The sequence below is a fragment of the Uliginosibacterium sp. TH139 genome (genome assembly GCF_002855595.1).
Classification (GTDB): Bacteria; Pseudomonadota; Gammaproteobacteria; order Burkholderiales; family Rhodocyclaceae; genus Uliginosibacterium; species Uliginosibacterium aquaticum.
On the sequence record NZ_PKRR01000004.1, the window covers coordinates 258864 to 276284 of the forward strand.

Annotated in this window: 18 protein-coding genes; 16 read left to right on the forward strand and 2 right to left on the reverse strand. The window is 64.1% G+C overall.

Annotated features, from left to right (window positions below):
* Positions 1 to 440: 440 nt before the first annotated feature.
* On the reverse strand, positions 441 to 1091 hold the full coding sequence (locus C0V76_RS11015; RefSeq protein ID WP_101942452.1) for an FMN-binding negative transcriptional regulator: 651 nt from the start codon (positions 1089 to 1091) through the stop codon (positions 441 to 443).
* A 34-nt stretch (positions 1092 to 1125) separates the two neighbouring features.
* A complete protein-coding gene (locus tag C0V76_RS11020; RefSeq protein WP_101942453.1) occupies positions 1126 to 1743 on the reverse strand; it encodes a DJ-1/PfpI family protein in 618 nt (205 codons plus the stop codon).
* A 91-nt stretch (positions 1744 to 1834) separates the two neighbouring features.
* Here C0V76_RS11020 and C0V76_RS11025 point away from each other — a divergent pair, with 91 nt between their 5' ends.
* From C0V76_RS11025 to C0V76_RS11100, 16 genes are all read left to right on the forward strand, one after another.
* Complete coding sequence (locus C0V76_RS11025) at positions 1835 to 3169, forward strand: PLP-dependent aminotransferase family protein (protein WP_101942454.1); 1335 nt, start codon at positions 1835 to 1837, stop codon at positions 3167 to 3169.
* A 100-nt stretch (positions 3170 to 3269) separates the two neighbouring features.
* Positions 3270 to 4967 carry a GspE/PulE family protein gene (locus tag C0V76_RS11030; RefSeq protein WP_101942455.1) on the forward strand — a complete coding sequence of 566 codons (1698 nt, stop codon included), beginning with the start codon at positions 3270 to 3272 and terminating at the stop codon, positions 4965 to 4967.
* An 11-nt stretch (positions 4968 to 4978) separates the two neighbouring features.
* Entirely contained in the window at positions 4979 to 6199 is a 1221-nt protein-coding gene (locus C0V76_RS11035) for a type II secretion system F family protein (RefSeq protein ID WP_101942456.1), read from the forward strand.
* 1 nt (position 6200) lies between these two features.
* Entirely contained in the window at positions 6201 to 6668 is a 468-nt protein-coding gene (locus C0V76_RS11040; RefSeq protein ID WP_101942457.1) for a hypothetical protein, read from the forward strand.
* Positions 6669 to 6698: 30 nt separating this feature from the next.
* Positions 6699 to 7172, forward strand: coding sequence for a type II secretion system protein (locus C0V76_RS11045; protein ID WP_101942458.1), 474 nt, complete (start codon positions 6699 to 6701; stop codon positions 7170 to 7172).
* Positions 7173 to 7233: 61 nt separating this feature from the next.
* Positions 7234 to 7707 (forward strand): Tfp pilus assembly protein FimT/FimU, encoded by a 474-nt coding sequence (locus tag C0V76_RS11050; RefSeq protein WP_101942459.1) that lies wholly within the window; start codon positions 7234 to 7236, stop codon positions 7705 to 7707.
* A complete protein-coding gene (locus C0V76_RS11055; RefSeq protein ID WP_101942460.1) occupies positions 7697 to 8254 on the forward strand; it encodes a prepilin-type N-terminal cleavage/methylation domain-containing protein in 558 nt (185 codons plus the stop codon). The genes C0V76_RS11050 and C0V76_RS11055 overlap by 11 nt, the downstream gene beginning before the upstream one ends.
* On the forward strand, positions 8238 to 9050 hold the full coding sequence (locus C0V76_RS11060; RefSeq protein ID WP_101942461.1) for a type II secretion system protein: 813 nt from the start codon (positions 8238 to 8240) through the stop codon (positions 9048 to 9050). Before C0V76_RS11055 ends, C0V76_RS11060 begins: the two co-directional genes overlap by 17 nt.
* Positions 9051 to 9090: 40 nt before the next feature.
* Positions 9091 to 9543, forward strand: coding sequence for an agglutinin biogenesis protein MshP (locus C0V76_RS11065; protein ID WP_101942462.1), 453 nt, complete (start codon positions 9091 to 9093; stop codon positions 9541 to 9543).
* Positions 9540 to 12434, forward strand: a complete 2895-nt coding sequence (locus tag C0V76_RS11070) for a DUF6701 domain-containing protein (RefSeq protein ID WP_101942463.1) — start codon at positions 9540 to 9542, stop codon at positions 12432 to 12434. Before C0V76_RS11065 ends, C0V76_RS11070 begins: the two co-directional genes overlap by 4 nt.
* Positions 12435 to 12485: 51 nt before the next feature.
* Positions 12486 to 13427, forward strand: a complete 942-nt coding sequence (locus tag C0V76_RS11075; RefSeq protein ID WP_101942464.1) for an agglutinin biogenesis protein MshI — start codon at positions 12486 to 12488, stop codon at positions 13425 to 13427.
* On the forward strand, positions 13424 to 14041 hold the full coding sequence (locus C0V76_RS11080) for a PilN domain-containing protein (RefSeq protein ID WP_101942465.1): 618 nt from the start codon (positions 13424 to 13426) through the stop codon (positions 14039 to 14041). The genes C0V76_RS11075 and C0V76_RS11080 overlap by 4 nt, the downstream gene beginning before the upstream one ends.
* On the forward strand, positions 14038 to 14700 hold the full coding sequence (gene gspM / locus C0V76_RS11085) for a type II secretion system protein GspM (protein ID WP_101942466.1): 663 nt from the start codon (positions 14038 to 14040) through the stop codon (positions 14698 to 14700). Before C0V76_RS11080 ends, gspM begins: the two co-directional genes overlap by 4 nt.
* Positions 14685 to 15038, forward strand: a complete 354-nt coding sequence (locus C0V76_RS11090) for a hypothetical protein (RefSeq protein ID WP_143707409.1) — start codon at positions 14685 to 14687, stop codon at positions 15036 to 15038. Before gspM ends, C0V76_RS11090 begins: the two co-directional genes overlap by 16 nt.
* Positions 15035 to 16726, forward strand: a complete 1692-nt coding sequence (gene mshL / locus C0V76_RS11095) for a pilus (MSHA type) biogenesis protein MshL (RefSeq protein WP_101942468.1) — start codon at positions 15035 to 15037, stop codon at positions 16724 to 16726. Before C0V76_RS11090 ends, mshL begins: the two co-directional genes overlap by 4 nt.
* Complete coding sequence (locus C0V76_RS11100) at positions 16723 to 17400, forward strand: tetratricopeptide repeat protein (RefSeq protein WP_101942469.1); 678 nt, start codon at positions 16723 to 16725, stop codon at positions 17398 to 17400. The genes mshL and C0V76_RS11100 overlap by 4 nt, the downstream gene beginning before the upstream one ends.
* Positions 17401 to 17421 lie beyond the last annotated feature (21 nt).

A 17421-nucleotide genomic window follows, 5' to 3' on the forward strand; every position in this document is an offset into this window, starting at 1 on the left:
CGGCGCTGCACAGCACAGCGTGCATCGCGTCTCGTTCAGGCCGGATCGACCACATTAACGTAGACACCAGCCGCGATGCGCGTGATTTCGCCGGCCTTGGCGGGGCGAGGCGTTGCGTTGCGTCGTGTTGTGGCTTATAAAGCGGGCTTTCAAGGGGCCTTTGTTGTGCACAATTCAGTGCCCTAAAGCTGTTGTGCTATCCTTACGGCCAACACGCAATGGTGTTACACAAACCGCTTCGCCGAGAAACGTAACACATTGATTTTTAGAATTAATTTTTTTGTGGGTGGTGTCCCGTCCACTCCGCCAGCAATGTGCAAATGCCCTGTAATCCTGTGGTTTCCACAGCATTGCAGGGCATTTTGCTTTCTGGCGTTACACACTGGTATTACACGCGGCGCGAGCACGATAGGTCTTGCGTCCTTCGTCTGCTGCGCTTTCTAAAGCTGCTTTGAGATGCCGGCGTATTCGACCAGATCCGCGACAGCTTCATTCCTGTGGGGATCCTGCCCGTCGCGCAAACCTCTTGTCACGCCGGCCCGGTCCGCAGCATTGCGGTTCTGGCTCAGCTTGAATTTGCCTTCAATGCGCTGGAGGGGGATTTCGATGCCGATGATTGCCTTGAGCTGGCCGGCCAGATAGTCGTCCGGCAGATCACGCAGGGCCCATGGCTCAGGCCGGCGCTGCTCGTGCTGCTCCGTTAGGTCCTTGAGCTGGCGCAGTAGCCAGGCCGCGTCTTCGGTGACTTCCGGCCTGCCCCAGGCATGGACCGCGGTGTAATTCCAGGTTGGCACTGCCCGGTGGGTTTCGGCCTTGCTCGGATACCAGGATGGTGTGACATAGGCTTGCGGCCCCTGGAAGACCACCAAGCATTCGAGGAGCCCCTGCAGATCCTGCCAGTGAGGGTTGGCTCTGGCCAGATGCGCGCGCAGTACGCCGCATTCGCCTTCGTCCGGATACAACAGGAAGGGCAGGGGAGAGGCTTGCAGACCGCTCGGGCCGTGAGTGATCAGCAGACCCAGTGGATGAGCCTGCATGAAGGCGTGCAGGATTTCGCTGCGCGCTTCGCGGAAGGAAGCGGGGATGTACATCTGGGGATTGTCCGTCAGTGAGCAGGCTGCAGTTTCAGGCAAGCGTGGCCGTGGCGTCCAGATAGGGCGCGATATTGCGCTGCATGCGGGTGATGTATTCCTCCTTTTCGCCCACCGGCGCGACATAGTGGAGTGCGCTGCCGGCTGCTTCGATTCCGATCAGCCTGGCGATCACCCAGCAGGCGAGGTACTGCGAGGCCAGACAGCCGCCGGCCGTGGCCAGATTGCCGCGTGCGAAGAAGGCCTGGTTGAGTACGGCCACACCAGCTTCCTCTACCCACGGTCGGGTGGTGAGGTCGGTGCAGGCCGGCACCGCATCGAGCAGGCCCAGTTTCGCCAGCACCAGGGTGCCCGAGCATTGTGCGCCCAGTAGCTGGCGCGACGGATCGAGGCGTAATTGCGCCATCAGGGCGGCATCCGCAACGATCTCGCGGGTCTGCATCCCGCTGCCGAGGAGCACAGCATCCGCCTCGGCTGCTTCGGCCAGCGAGGCCTGTGCTTCGAGCAGCAGGCCGTTCATGGAGCGAACCTGGCGGGTGGGGCTGGCGATGGAAACGCGCCAGTCCGGCCGCTTGATCCGGTTGAGGATGCCAAGCGCGATGAGCGAGTCGAGCTCGTTGAAACCGTCGAAGGTGAGGATGGCGATATGCATGGCGTGGTTTTCTCCGGGAGTCGGTGAGCGATGAATCATCCTAAGTACAATGTTCAATACATTCAAAAAATTGTCATGAATACATTCAGGCATGCCTCAAGCACGTTACAAACAGTTGGTTGACGCATGGGCGGCGGATATCCGGGCTGGCCGCCTTGCGCCGGGGACGCGTCTGCTCACGCATCGCCAGCTCGCTGCGCGTGAGAAGATTTCCCTCGCCACGGCCAGCCGTGTGTATGCGGAGCTGGCCGCGATGGGCCTGGTCAGTGGTGAAACCGGGCGCGGCAGTTTCGTACGCGAAACGTCTCTGCCGCAGGGCTTGGGTATTGATCAGCAGGCCGTGGCAGCGGGCATGATCGATTTGAGTTTCAACTACCCTTCGCTGCCGGGGCAGGCCGAATTGCTGCGCACGGCGTTGCGTCAGCTTGCCAGCGCGGGGGATCTGGAGGCCTTGCTGCGCTACCAGTCGCATGGCGGGCGCCTTCACGAGCGGGCAGGCATTGCCCGCCATCTTCTCAGTCGTGGGCTGGCGGTCACGGCGGAACAGGTCTTGATCGTCTCGGGAGCCCAGCATGGGCTGGCGACGAGTGTGATGGCCCTGCTGCAGCCCGGTGATCTGGTGGCGACGGATGCATTGACCTATCCCGGCTTCAAGGTGCTGGCCGAGGCGCAGCGCCTGGAACTGGCGGCGATTCCGGCCGCCGCTGGCAACATCGATCCCGACGCACTGGAGCGCCTGTGCCGGCAGCGGCGGGTGCGGGCCCTGTACCTGATGCCGACCTTGCACAACCCGCTGGGCTGGGTGATGAGTGCCAGCAGGCGCCGGCAACTGGTGGCGATTGCGCGCCGCCATGATCTGCTGATCATCGAGGACGCCGCCTATGCCTTCCTGGAGGAAGCTCCGCCACCGCCGCTGGCCGCCTTGGCACCGGAGCGCAGCGTGTATGTCTCCGGCTTTTCGAAGAGCGTGGCCACAGGCCTGCGTGTGGGTTTCGTCGCCGCGCCGCCGGCCTGGCTGCCACGGCTGGAGCGTGCCATCCGGGTGAGCACCTGGAACACCCCCGGCGTCATGACAGCGATTGCCTGCAACTGGCTGGAGGAGGGGCTTGTCACGCGCCTCGAAGCCGCCAAGCGCGCGGATGCGCGAGCGCGTCAGGCCATCGTCTCGGACGTTTTCCAGGGCCTGGACTGTGTGCGTCATCCGGCCTCTTACTTTGTCTGGCTGCCCTTGCCGGAGGAGGCGCGGGCTGATGCTGTAGCCCGGGCACTCATGCAGGAGCGGATCTCCGTTTCCACGGCGGAACCCTTCGCCATCTCCGCCTCGGTGCCGCATGCCATCCGTGTGGCCCTGGGTTCGGTGGATCTTGTGGCCTTGCGCGCGGCCTTGTTGACGGTCCGCCGTGTGATCGACACCTACCGCTACTGAGCCTGCCCTTTTGCCCGCAGCCCCTACAGTTCCGGCACCGTACTGCCGTTAAAGGTCTCGTACCCGGTAAGCCGGGTGTTGGGCTGGTCGGGGGCAAGGCATGGGAAAACCGCAGAAATATCGTCTGGGTGAGTTGCTGGTGCAGCAGGGGCTGGTGACCGAAGCCCAGCTTGAAGAGGCATTGGCGCAGCAGAAGCAGAGCGGGCGCAAGCTCGGCCGGGTGTTGGTCGAAAGCGGCGTCGTGACCGAAGAGCTGATTGCCACGGCGATTGCGCGCCAGCTCGGCATCGAGTTCCATGATCTGCGCGAGAAGGATGTTGAACCCGCGGTGGCCAGCGTGTTGCCGGAAACCATGGCGCGGCGCTTCCGCGCGCTGGTGCTGGCCGATGAGGGGCGCAGCTATCTGGTCGGCATGGCCGACCCTTCGGACGTGTTCGGCTACGACGAGATTGCACGCACCCTGAAGAAGGACGTGAGCCTCGCCGTGCTGGCCGAGGGCCAGTTGCTGGGGGCCATCGACCGCCTCTACCGCCGCACCCACGAAATCACCGGTCTCGCCAATGAGCTGCAGCGCGACCTGGGCAACGCTTACGTCGATTTTGGCGGCCCGGCGCTGGAGACCACGGCAGACGATGCGCCGGTGGTGAAGTTGCTGCAGTCCATCTTCGAGGATGCCTTCCAGATCAAGGCGTCGGACGTGCATATCGAGCCGCAGGAGCTGCGCCTGCAGATCCGCTTTCGCATCGATGGCGAAATGCATTTGCAGACCGAGGTGGATAGCCGGGTTGGCCCGGCCCTGGTGCTGCGCCTGAAGCTCATGAGCGGGCTGGATATTTCCGAGAAACGCCTGCCGCAGGACGGGCGCTTCAACGTCAAGGTCAAGCAGCAGTCGGTGGATGTGCGCCTGTCCACCATGCCGACCCAGTATGGTGAGTCGGTGGTGATGCGGATCCTGGCGCAGAACAGCGGCCTGCTGGATCTGGATCGCATCGGCATGCCGGCGGAGATGCTGGCTCACTACCGGCGCATGATCAACCATTCCTACGGCATGATCCTGGTGACCGGGCCGACCGGTTCGGGCAAGACCACCACACTCTATGCCACCCTGGCTGCACTGAACGCCCCGAGCACCAAGATCATCACCATCGAGGATCCGGTGGAATACCGCTTGCCGGGCCTGTCTCAGGTGCAGGTGAACGACAAGATCGAACTCTCCTTTGCCCGCGTGCTGCGCTCTACCTTGCGGCACGACCCGGACATCGTGCTGGTCGGCGAAATGATCGATCAGGAAACCGCCCAGATCGGCGTGCGCGCGGCCATGACTGGCCACCTCCTGCTCTCCACCCTGCATACCAACGATGCCGTCAGCACGCCGGCGCGCCTGCTCGACATGGGCGTGCCGCAATACCTGCTCGCCACCACCTTGCTGGGCGTGATCGCCCAGCGCCTGGTGCGGATGATCTGCCCGGCCTGCAAGACGCCGGCCAGCCTCGATGCGAACGAGCAGATCTGGCTTGAGCGGGAGGCCAAGGGGGCTGCGGCGCAAGCCTGGCACGGGCGGGGCTGCAGCCAGTGCAACAACTCCGGCTTTGCCGGCCGCGAAGCCATCTACGAGATGCTGGAGATGACACCGCCGCTGGCCGAGGCTCTGAGCCGCAACAGTCTGGCTGACTTCAGCCGCCTCGCCCGCAGCCAGCTCGCTGGCAAGACCATGCGCGCCCATGCGGTGGCTCGCGTGCTGGCTGGTGAAACCACGGTGGCCGAAGCGATGCGCGTGTCCACCCAGATTGACGAATAGGAAGCGTGCGCATGGCTAGTTTCAATTACCGCGCACGCGATGCCCAGGGGGGGCTGCTTGAGGGCCTGATCGAGGCGCCGGAGAAATCGGCCGCCGCCGACCTGCTGATCTCGCGTGGTCTGGTGCCGGTGGAGATCAGCCCGGAGGCACAGCAGAGTCGTCTCTTTGCCCAGTTCTCTGGTGCGCGGCGGCGTATCAGCGATGAAGACATCATGTTTTTCAGCCGCCAGATGCACACCCTGATCAAGGCCGGAGTGCCCATCCTGCAAGCGCTCTCCGGCCTGCGCGATTCGGCCACCCATCCAGGCTTTGCCGCCATGCTGGGGCAGCTGCGTGACAGCCTGGACAGTGGCCGCGAACTCTCCATCGCCATGAAAGATACCGGTGCTTTCAACCCCTTCTACATCAGCATGGTGCGGGTGGGGGAGATGACCGGCAAGCTCGATGCCATCTTCATGAGTCTGTTCGAGCACCTGAATTTCGAGAAGGAAATGCGCGCCAAGATCAAGGCCGCGCTGCGCTATCCGATCTTCGTCGTGATCGCCCTGTCTGGTGCGCTCGTCGTGATCAACTGGATGGTGATCCCGGCCTTTGCCAAGGTTTTTGCGAGCTTTCGCACCGAGCTGCCGCTGATGACGCGGATCCTCATCGGCTTCTCGGATTTCTGTGTGAATTACTGGTGGGTCGTGCTGGGCCTGGTGCTGGCCCTGATCTTCAGCGTGCGCGCCTTCGTCCGCACTCCGGGCGGTCAGCTCTACTGGCATCGTCAGAAACTGAGCCTGCCGATCATTGGTGAAACCATCCGCAAGGCCACCCTGGCACGCTTTGCGCGCAGCTTCTCGCTGTCGCTCGCAAGCGGCCTGCCCGTGATCCAGGCGTTCACGGTGGTGGGGCAGGTGGTCGATAACGCCCATATCGCGGCCAAGCTGGATGACATGCGGCGCGGCGTCGAGCGCGGCGAGAGCATCCTGCGCACCGCCGCGGCGAGCCGCGTATTCACGCCCATCGTGCTGCAGATGATCGCAGTGGGAGAGGAGTCCGGCTCGATTGACGATCTGCTGATGGAAATTGCCGGCATGTACGAGCGCGAGGTGGATTACGAGGTGGACAACCTCTCGGCGCGCATCGAGCCGATCCTCATCCTGTGTCTCGGCGCCATGGTGCTGGTGCTGGCCCTGGGGATCTTCCTGCCGATCTGGGATCTGAGCTCGGCCATGCTGGGCAAGCACTGACATGCGCAAGGATGCCTTCGGCTTGCCGCTGGGCGAATTGCTGATGTGGACGGTGATCGCCGGCATCGCGCTCGGTGTGCTGGGCCACAGTATCCAGATGGTGCTGGAGCTGACCGAAAAAACGGCCGTGGAGACAGCGGTGACGCATATGCGCAGCGGCCTGCGCCTTGAAAAAGTCCGGCGCATGGCGAATGGGCTGCCCCTCGGTGATCTGCCCGGGCGCAATCCGCTGGAGTTTCTGGCCAGCACAGGCCCGAGCAGCCTGAATGCGCTGAGCGAGCAGATCCGACCGCTCGACTTTCGCTTCGATCCACAGCGCCACCAGCTTGTTTATCACCCGGAGCGCCAACGTTTTCTAAAGATGCAGCAGTCCGGTGCCGATAAGGAGCTGACATGGCAGACCCGCGCGACGCAGCCCGATGGCAGTGATGTGGAGCTTGTGCTGCTGACCCCCTATGAATGGTTCTGATTGTTGATTGACTGCCGAAGGAGAAATGGAATGAAAAAAGCCCGTGGTTTTACCCTGATCGAGATGGTGGTTGTGATGGTGATTCTCGGCATCCTTGCCGCTGTGGCCCTGCCGAAGTTTGTCGACATGACGACTCAAGCGCGTCAGGCCAAGATGAATGGTGCTGTTGGGGCTGTTCAATCGTCCATTACCCTGATCCATGCCAAATGGCTGGCTCAGGGGTCGCCGACCGCAACAGCCGCGGGCACAACTGTCGCATATGAAGGTGGCACCCTTGATGTTTTCACGGACATGGCTTTCGGCTACCCGAAGGCATCGGCGTTCCTGCTCAGTGGCAAGAACCTTGCGGGCATGGATAGTTCTTACGCTACATCGGGAACCACGACAGTAACCATTACCGACAAGGACAAGACGACCTGTGCGTTTACCGTTGCAGATGCGACCGCTACGGGCACTCCTCCACTCGTGACGACTACCGCCATCACGACCAGCGGTAACTGCTAAACATGTCTGACTCAGGGGATGAGCTCTGTTTCACCCCCTGACCCATCGAGGCGTGTCAGGCATGCCGGCCATTCCTCGCACTCATGCAGACCGGTTTCGGGTGGGGTTTACTCTGCCCGAGCTGGTCGTCACCATGGTGGTGATCGGCATTCTGGCCGCTGTGGCGGTGCCGCGCTTTGCCACGCGGGCCGAGTTCGATGCCTTCGGCTACAGCGAGGCGCTGCGCCAGGCGCTGCGCTTTGCGCAGAAGTCCGCCGTCGCCAAACGTCGCCCGGTGTGTGTGGCCATCAGCTCCAGCAGCCTGAGTCTCACCCTGGGGGCGAGTTTTGGTGCGGCAAGCTGCACCCTGAGCCTGCCTGATCCAGCCACTAATACGGCTTACCTGCTGGCCGCGCCGGCCAGTGTCACGGTCAGCAATGCCAGTTTCAGTTTTGATTCCCTCGGTCGCCCCTCTGCCGCGCAGAGCATCACGGTGAGCGGTGGTTCCAATGTGCAGACGATCCAGGTTGTGACGGAGACCGGCTATGTGCGCTGAGTCCTGCCCTTGCAGCCGGCGTCAGCAGGGCCTGTCGCTGATCGAGCTGATTGTCTTCATGGTGGTGGTGAGCGTTGGTCTGGCGGGTGTGCTCGGCGCACTCGATTACAGCAACCGTGTCAGCGTTAATCCGATGCTGCTCAAGCAGCAGGTGGCCATTGCTGAATCCTTGCTCGAAGAAGTCTCCAGCAAGCCTTTCACCTGGTGCGATCCGGACGATCCGAATGCCGCCACGGCAAGCAGTGCAAGCGGCTGCACGGTGGTGCAGGGCCTTGGCCCCACGGCAGGAGAAACACGCAGCAATTTCGACAACGTGGGCGATTACCACGGCTATGCCATGAACGCCGGCATTCTCAATCCGGTGAGCGGCACAGTGATCAGCGGGCTGCAGAGCTATCGCGCCAGTATCGCGGTGAGCCTTGCCGGCAGCGCGCTGGGGCTGGCCGACAATAGTGCCGCCCTGCGCATCGATGTGAGTGTGACAGCGCCGGATGGCAACCTGATCACCCTCACCGGCTACCGGAGCCGCTATGCGCCGAACATCTGAGCACAGGGCTGCGGCAGGCTTCACCCTGATCGAGATGATCGTGGTGATGACCATCACGGCCATTCTGGTGGCCATTGTGGCGGTGTTCATCCGCCGGCCGATGGAGGGGCTGGTGGACACCACCCGCCGTGCGGCGCTGGCCGATGCGGCCGATACCGCCTTGCGCCGCATGGCCCGTGAAATCCGCGCGGCTCTGCCCAACAGCCTGCGCGTGGCGCAGAGTGGCAGCACCTGGTACATCGAATTCCTGCCGGTGCTGGCCGCCGGCCGCTACTGCGAGCAGAGCGACTGCGGTAGCACGCCACTGGATACGGTTGGTGGCAATGCCAGCCTCTCCTTTGCCGGACCTGCGCCGGCGCTGAGTCCGATTCCCGCCGGCACCGAGGCCGTGATCTACAACCTTGGTGTGACGGGCCTGGATGCCTATGCCGGTGGCAATAGCGTGGGTCTGGCCAGTATTGGTGCCAGCAGCATCAGCTTCTCGGCGAGCAAGATCTTCACCTATGCCTCGCCGGGGCGGCGCGTCCAGCTGATCGGGCCGCCGGTGAGCTATGCCTGCAGCTCGGGCGGCACACTGAGCCGGATCTGGGGCTATACCAAACAGGCCAGCCAGCCGGTGGCCGTGCCGGCGAATGCCAGCACGGCCGTGCTGGCCGATTTCGTGGCCAGCTGCGCGGTGGATTACACCCAGTCAGCCATCGACCAGAACGGTCTGCTCTATCTCTCCCTGCAGCTGGCACGTGCCGGCGAAACCGTTTCCGTGAGCCATGCGATCCAGATCAATAACACGCCCTGACTTCGGCGCCGCGCCTTGCCCCTCGTCCAGAGCGCTGCGAGTGCGACGTGGGAGTGACAGGCAACAGCCCCTGGGCTTCGTTCTGCCGACCGCGATCTTCCTGATCGTGATCATGGCCAGCCTTGCCGTGCTGGTGGCCCGACTCGGCACGGCCAGCCTCGCCGCCAGTGGCCAGGATGTGCAGGGCGCGCGGGCACTACAGGCGGCGCGGGCCGGCATCGAAGCTGGGCTGTATGCCGTGCAGATCAATGGCAATTGCCCCGGCGGCACGCTCAGTGGCCTGGCCGGGCTGAATGGTTTCAAGGTCAGTTGGGCGTGCGCCGCCTATGCCTTCAAGGATGGCTCGGCCGATGGCAGCAATAACCGCAGCATCTGGCAGATCACCGCCACGGCTTGCAGCACCAGTGGCACGGCTTGCCCCTCAAGCAGCACCACCGAGCAGCAGAGTGCCGATTACACCGAACGCCAACTGGTGGTGGTGACCGAGCGATGAAGCTGCGCCACCTCCTGCTCATGGTGTTGCTGTGCGGGCTGGGCATCGGGCCGGGTCAGGCCGCGATCACGGTCACCTATGGCAGTGCCGACCAGACCGGGGGGCTGGGGGACTACACCCTGACGCTCTCGCCGCCCGCCGGTACCCAGTCCGGCGATGTGCTGATCGCCCAGATCGCCACGCCGGGTAATCAAGTGACTTCCTTCAGTCCGCCCGCTGGCTGGACGCTGATTACGCCGGCCAGCAACACCAGCGGCGCGGCGATCCAGCAGCGCATCTACTACCTGAACCTGTCTGCAGCGGCGGCCGCTAGTTACACCTGGACAATCTGGGACTGGAGCTATCGCAGCGTCGGCGTGATCTATGCGCTGCGCGGCGCCAAGGCGCTCAACTGTGGCAGCGCCAATACCACCAACTGCGCGGGCAACCTGCAGTCCGGCGGTGGTAGCGGCATCACCGCGCCGAATGTGCACGTCACGATGGAAAACGGCAGTCTGCGCATGGCTTTTTTCGCCGACCAGGATGGCTCGGCCACCATTACGCCCGGGCTCGAAAACGGGGCCACCGCCGGGGTGTATTACCGTGGCGGCTCCGGCGATACCGGCATGGGTATTCACGGCAGTTACTTCACCATGAGTGCTGCTGGCAATGGAGACACCCAGAGCGCCAACCTCAACCGCAGTGAGAACAATATCGGCAGCACCTTGTTGATCGCGCCCGCCGTGGCGGCGGCTAGCCTGGATCATCTGCGCATCGAGCTCACCGGTACGCCGCTCACCTGCACCCCGTCCACGGCCACCATCAAGGCCTGTGCCGACAGCAACTGCAGCGCGCTGGCGACGAGTGCCACCACTGCCACACTGACAACCACCAACGGTAGTTGGGGGACGAGTCCGCTCACTTTTACCGGCAGTGGCACCAGCAACCTCGCAGTGCGCACCACAGCCACCACGACCCTCGGCGCGACCAGCAGCCCGGCTGCCAGCAGTGCCACACGCTGCTACCTCAACGGCACCCAGCTCACCAGCTGCCAGCTGGCTTTTGCGGATTCCGGCCTGCTGCTGACGATCCCGAGCCAGGTGGCCGGTGTGACATCCAGCGGCACTGCGCGATTCTCGCTGGCTGCGGTGAAGAAGGCGGACAACGGGCTGTCCTGCACGCCGGCCTTTGCCAATGTCACGCGCAGCGTGAAGTTCTGGACCAGCTATACCAGCCCGGCCAGTGGCAGCAAGAGCCTTGCCGTGAATGGCACAACGGTGGCGACCGCCAGCCCCGGCACCGGCGTATCACTGGTCTTCGACTCGACCGGTACGGCCAGCGGCCTGACCCTGAGTTACATGGACGCTGGCCAGCTCACCCTGAATGCGCAATACGACGGCAGCGCCGGCACCGGTGATAGCGGCCTGGTGATGACTGGCAGCGCGGCTTTCGTGACCGTGCCCTATGCGCTGTGCGTAGATAGCCCGGATGCCAACTGGGGCTGCACGGCTGCGGACATCAGTTGCACGAAGTTCACCAGCGCCGGCAGCGCTTTCAACCTGCGCGTCACAGCCAAGGCCTACCAGGCCGGCACCGCGACCTGCGCGCTGCCGACTACGCCGAACTACCTGCAAAACGCCCTGGCGCTCAGCTCCACGCTGGTGGCGCCGAGCGGTGGTGTGAATGCCAGCCTGAGCCCAGCTACGATCAGTATCACCAGCGGCGGTACGGCCACGCAGGCGAGCCAGACCGTGTCCGAGGTCGGCGTATTTACGCTCACCGCGACGCCGCCCGCTGCCGGCTATTTCGGTTTGACAGTGCCTCCCGGCACCAGCGGCAACTCCGGTCGTTTCGTACCTTACGGCTTTGCGGTAACGAACAACACGCTCAATGACCGTAGCGATATCAATACCGCGACAGCGATCGGCAGCAGCGAGAGCTGCGCAAGTGACTTCACCTATCTCGGTGAGCCTGCCCGCGCCTTGTTTCGCCTCACCGCAGTGAGCGCCTCGGGCGGCACCACCCAGAATTACTTCGGCAGCTTCGCGCGTCTGCCACTGAATGTGGTGACCAGCCTGGGCAGCAATGGCCTGCTGTTTGGCGCGCAGTACGGCAGCACACCGCTTTCGCTGAACACCCGTCTGGCTGCCAGCTGTGCCAGTTGCGGCAGTTTTGCGGCCGGGCAGGCCGATGTAGCGGCCGATCTCACCCTGGGGAGGGCGAGCGCCAGCGCGGTGGATGGCCCTTACAACGGCACGAATGGTGTCAGCTTCGGCCTCGTGGCGCGGGATGCCGATGCGGTCGGCATGAGCAGCCTGAACTTCAACTGGGATCTTGCCGGCGCAGCAGAAGGAACCAGACTGCAGCCCGGCTCTACGACGAGCAGCTACTACTTCGGTCGTCTCAAGGTCGATAGCGCCTATGGCTCCAGCTTGCAGAACCTGCCGGTGCCCACCTGGGCCGAGTACTGGAGTGGCAGCGTTTTCGCGCGGGCCGACGGGCAGGCAAGCCGGCCGCTCGATAGCTGCACCCGGCTCACGGTACCTGCCAGTTCCACCATTACCGCCGGCACGGCGGCGGCCCTCTACTGCACTGGTGGAGTAGGGCTGTACGGCAGCTTGGCGGGCGTCACGGCCAGTTTCAACGGCATTTCGTCCGGGGGCACGGCCACCCTTTCGGCGGGAAGTGCCGCTGTCATTTTGAGCAAACCGACGAATAGCGGGGGCGGATACCTTGATTTCGCGCCATCCGTGCCGTCATACCTGAAGTACAACTGGGATGGGACAGACCAATCCGGCGCCGCATGCAGCGCAAGCACCGATGGCGATCTGCATGACGACAACCCGCGGGTGCGCATCCGCTTCGGGGCACGGCGCAACAACGCGCTGATCTATTCGCGTGAAGTGTATTGAGTGGTGGCCCGGGCATCGGGTGTTGAGCGTCGGTAGTTCAGAAAGGTGACGATGTTTTTTGGTGCAGGCAGATCCCGTGAGCAGCGCCCCCTGAATCTGGCGACTTCGCCGGGCCGGGTGGTGGCGGTGCAGCTTGTCAGCGAAGCGCCTGCAGCGCAGCCGCAGCTGGCAGTGGCACGCGTGCTGGATGCTACGGGCAATACGGTTGCGCGCCTTGAGCAGATGTCGCAGGCCCTGTCCCTGCGTCAGAGTCCGCTGCGCTTGCTGCTGGAGCCGGACGAGTACCAGTTCCTGCAGACCGAGCTGCCCAATGTGCCGGACGAAGAACTGAAAACCGCATTGCGCTGGCAGATCAAGGAAATGCTGCGCTATCCGCTGGACGCTGTGACGCTTGAAGTCATTCCACCGCCGCCCGATCCGCTCGGCCAGCGGCGTACCAACGGTTTCGTGGTGGCCGCGCCGAATGATTTGCTGCGCGAGCGCATGCTGATGTTCCGGCCCTGGAGTTCCAGCGTGCGGGCCATTGATGTGATTGAAATGGCTCAGCGCAATCTGGCCGACCGCCTGGAAGAGCCCGGGCGTGGCACCGCAGTGCTGGCGATCACTCCGGGCGGCTGCCTGCTCACTGCCAGCCGTGAGGGTGTGCCGTATTTCGTGCGCGGCTTCGATCTCTCCAGCCTGGCCTTGCAGGCCAGCGAAACGCTGCGCCGCGAGCAGCTCGATCGGCTGGTGCTGGAGCTGCAGCGCTCAGTGGATGTGCTGGAGCGTCAGCTGGGTTTCCTGAACGTTTCCACCTTGTGGATTGCGCCGTTTGCGCATGCCGAAGAATTGCTGAGTCTTTTGATCGATACCCTCTACCTGCCGGTGAAGCTGATCGATCTGGCGACCCTGTTTGACTGTAGCCGCTGCCCGCTGCCGGTTGATCCAGAGGAGCAGGCCGCGCTCTTCCATGCCCTGGGCATGGCCCTGCGCGGGCCGGAGGGCGCGCCATGAAGGCCTTCATCAATCTGGCCAACCCAGCCCTGCTGCCGCCCAAGCCCTTCTTCCAGTTCCGCACCATGATGCTGGCGCTGGGCCTGGTACTGCTGATGCTGATCGGCCTGAGCAGCTTCATCCGCTGGAGCCTGGCGAGCTACCTCGCCGTTGCGCAGCAGGCCCAGCTGCGTGTCACCGCCCGCGAGGCGCAACTCAAGGCCCAGCAGGCCTTGCTGACCGTGCGCGAGAAGAGTCCGCAAGTGGCTCTGGATCTGGCTGCCGCGCACGCCGAAACGGCACGCCTGCGGCAGATTGCCGTCAACCTGGCAGGGCAGGAGGGCGGGCCGCAGGCCTCCGCCAGCCTTGCCGCACTGTCGTCCGCGGTGCTGCCCGGCGTGTGGCTGGAGCAGGTGGCTTGGCAGCGTGGCGCCGTTTCCCTGCAAGGCTATGCCTTGCGCGCGCCTCAGGTGCCGGAGTATCTGGAGCGTCTGCGCAGCCAGGAGGCTTTCCGCAAACAGCGTTTCGAAATGTTTGAACTCGGCCGCAAGCAGTTTCCGGCGCCGGCGGGTGTGGCTGCGCCCGAGGCCCTGGCCTTCAGCCTGCAGGCGCGAACGGGGAGCGGGCGGCCATGAAGAAAGCCTGGCTCTTTGTCGCGGATCGTTTTGATGCCTTGCAAGCGCGTGAGCGCCTGCTGGTCTTTCTCGGGCTGGCGGCGCTGCTGGCCGGCATCTTCATGTTCAGCGTGCTGGAGCCGGCGCTCTCGCGCTATCGCCAGGCCCGGCAGAGCCTGCAAGAGAGTGAGCGCAGCCTGGCCAGCCTGAGCCAGGAGGAGAGCCTGCTGATCGAGGGCAGTCAGCGCGATCCGGATGCTGCAGAGCGTAGCGCGCTCGGGGAGGCGGAACGTGAGATTGCGCTTCTGCACAGTCGCCTGACCGGCCCCGAGGCTCGCCTGCTTGCGCCCGAGCGCATGAGTGCCTTGCTACAGGCGCTGATCGCAGCGCAGAAGAATCTGCTTCTGGTCTCGATCCGCTCTGGCGAACCTGTGGATCTGCTGGCCGCTGCCAGCGCACCGGCTGCCACGCCCGGCGGCTCGAGCCTCTACCGTCACAGCGTGAAGCTGGTGCTGCAGGGGGATTACCCGGCACTGGCCGCCTATCTGCACGCCGTCGAACGCTTGCCGGTACAGCTGGAAGTGAGCGCTTATACGCTGCAAGTGCAGGAGTGGCCGCAGGCCCGCCTGAGCCTGACGCTCGATTTCAACAGTCTGGAGCGCGCATGGCTAGGTTTCTGATGCTCCTTCTCGCCCTGTGGACCCTGCCTGCGCTGGCGCAGACGGACCCGTTACGCCCGCCACCCGGTTTCTTCATGCCTGGTGCTGCCCCGGCGACGGTCGAAGAAGCGCTGCGCCTGCAAGGCGTGCAACTTTCCGCCGGACGCCAGCGCGCCCTCATCAACGGGCGCAGCCTGGCGCCGGGCGAGCGCATCGGCGATTACCGTCTGCTCAGCCTGGATGCCGCTTCCGCCTTGCTGCAAGGCCCTGCCGGTCGCTTGCGTCTGCATCTGCTGCCTGCTTCGCAGGCCGCCCCGACTATCTCATCCCCGCTGCCGCCGGGAGGTCGAACCGAATGAAAACACTCTCCAGTCTCGTCCTTGTGCTCTTGCTGAGCGCCTGTGTTGCCCAGCAGGCAGCCAGGAAGCCGGCTGACACGATCCGCGCCGAACTGGCTGCGGCCGCCGCCCAGCCACCCTCCGCGCCGCAACTCGCGCCGGGCCAGCAGAGCGCTTTCTATCCTTCGCTGCGCCTGGATATGCCGGAGGCCACCGCGCGGGTGATGGAGCCGCGTTTCGATCTGGTGGTGAGTGATGCTCCGGTGCGCCAGGTGTTCCTGAGCATGGTGGCCGACACCCGCTACTCGATGCTTTTGCCCAACGACCTGGATGGCAAGGTGACGGTGAGCCTCAAGGATGTGAGCGTGCGCGAAGCGCTGGATGCGCTGCGCGAACTCTACGGTTATGAATACCGCATCGATGGCAGCCGCATCTTCATCCAGGGGCGCAGCCTGCAGACGCGAATCATGAAGGTCAATTACCTCAACGCAGTGCGCAAGGGCACTTCCGATATCCGGGTGATTTCCGGCTCGGTCAGCGATTCCGCCAGCAGCTCAGGCAGCACTACGGCGGGCACCAGTGGCACGAGCTCCAATACCAGCACCAATTTCGTGACCAGCAAGATCACGACCACCGCTCAGAGTGATTTCTGGGGCGAGTTGCAGGAGGCGGTGAAATCCATCATCGGTACGGCGGAAGGGCGCAGCGTGGTGGTGAGTCCGCAAAGCGGCGTATTGGTGGTGCGCGCCTTGCCTGGCGAGATTGCTCAGGTGGAAGCCTTTCTGGCCGCCTCGCAGCTGACCCTGGAGCGCCAGGTGATCATCGAGGCCAAGATCATGGAAGTGGTGCTCTCCGATAGCTTTCAGGCCGGCATCAACTGGGCCGCTTTTGGCGGCAGCCGCATCAGCGCCGGCCAGCTCACGCCGGGTAGCAGCATCAGCCAGGGCGGGGCGATCAGCACCACACCGATCGGCACCAGCGGGGTAGGCAACATTTCGAACAGCTCCGACGCGGTGGGCGCCATGTTCGGCATGATCCTGCGCAGCAGCAACTTCACTGCGGTGATCAATCTGCTTGAGGAGCAGGGGCGAGTGCATGTGCTATCCAGCCCACGCGTGGCTGCACTGAACAACCAGAAGGCGGTGCTCAAGGTGGGGACTGACAACTTTTTTGTCACCAACATCAGTTCCACGGCCTCTACCACCAGCAACGGCAACCCGACCTCCACGCCCAACCTGACCCTGCAGCCTTTCTTCTCCGGTGTGGCGCTGGACGTGACACCGCAAATCGATGGTGAAGACCGCATTACCCTGCATATCCATCCGATGGTCAGCAAGGTCACGGCGGTAACCCAGGAAATCAACCTCGGTACCCTCGGAAAGTTCAGCCTGCCGCTGGCCTCCAGCCAGGTCAGCGAGATGGATAGCGTGGTACGCATCCGCGATGGTCAGATGGTGGCCCTCGGTGGCCTGATCCGTGAAGGCGCGGCCAACACCGACCAGGGCATCCCGGGGGCGAGCAATCTGCCCATCGTCGGCAATCTGTTCAAGAACCAGAGCATCGAATCGGAGCGGCGCGAGCTGGTGATCCTGCTGCGCCCGACGGTGGTGCAGAACCCCGGCAACTGGTCCGACGACATCCGGCAGAGCAATGCCCGCGTCGGCCGTCTGCTCGATGAGCGTGGCAACCCCAGCGGGGGGCCGCAATGAACGCGTCGAGCCGCCTCGTGAGCGGCGCGCTGCTGGTGTGCTGCCTGCTGCCGGCGTTTGCGGCGTCTGCCGCGGAGCCAGCTCGCGCCAGCCGGGCTGCGCCGGCCAAAGTGCTCAGTGCGCCCGAACAGGCTCGCCAGTACCTGCGCAGCGGCCGCGTGGTGGAGGCCGCCGATAGCCTGCGTGCCCATCTCCAGTTGCAGCCGCAGGATCTCGACAGCCGCCGCCTCTTGCTGCAACTACTGCTTGATGGTGGCCATCACATCGAAGCCGAGGCCCAGTTGTCCGAGGCGCTGGCGCTGCAGCCGGATGTGCCGGATCTGCGCCGTCTGCAGGCCAGCCTGCTGGCTCGGCGTGGCGAAGCCGCGCTGGCGCTCGCCAGCCTGCACCGCTCGGCCAGCTTTGGCCAGCACGCAGGGGATCTGGCTTTTGCCGGCCAGCTGGCCCTACAGGTCGGCCAGCCCGAGGCGGCGCGCGAGCATTTCGAACAGGCTTTGCGCCTTGGCCCGGTGCTGCCGCGCTGGCAACTGGCCTTGGCCGGAGTGCGCCTGAGCCTGGGCGACAAAGCGGGGGCCCGCGCTCTGCTGGAGGCCATACCGGCGGAGAGTTTGGCGGACTATGCTGATAGCTCGTATGCCAAGCAGCTGATGGCTGCGGCCAGACTGACCGACTGAGCCATTGCCGTCCGCAGGGCG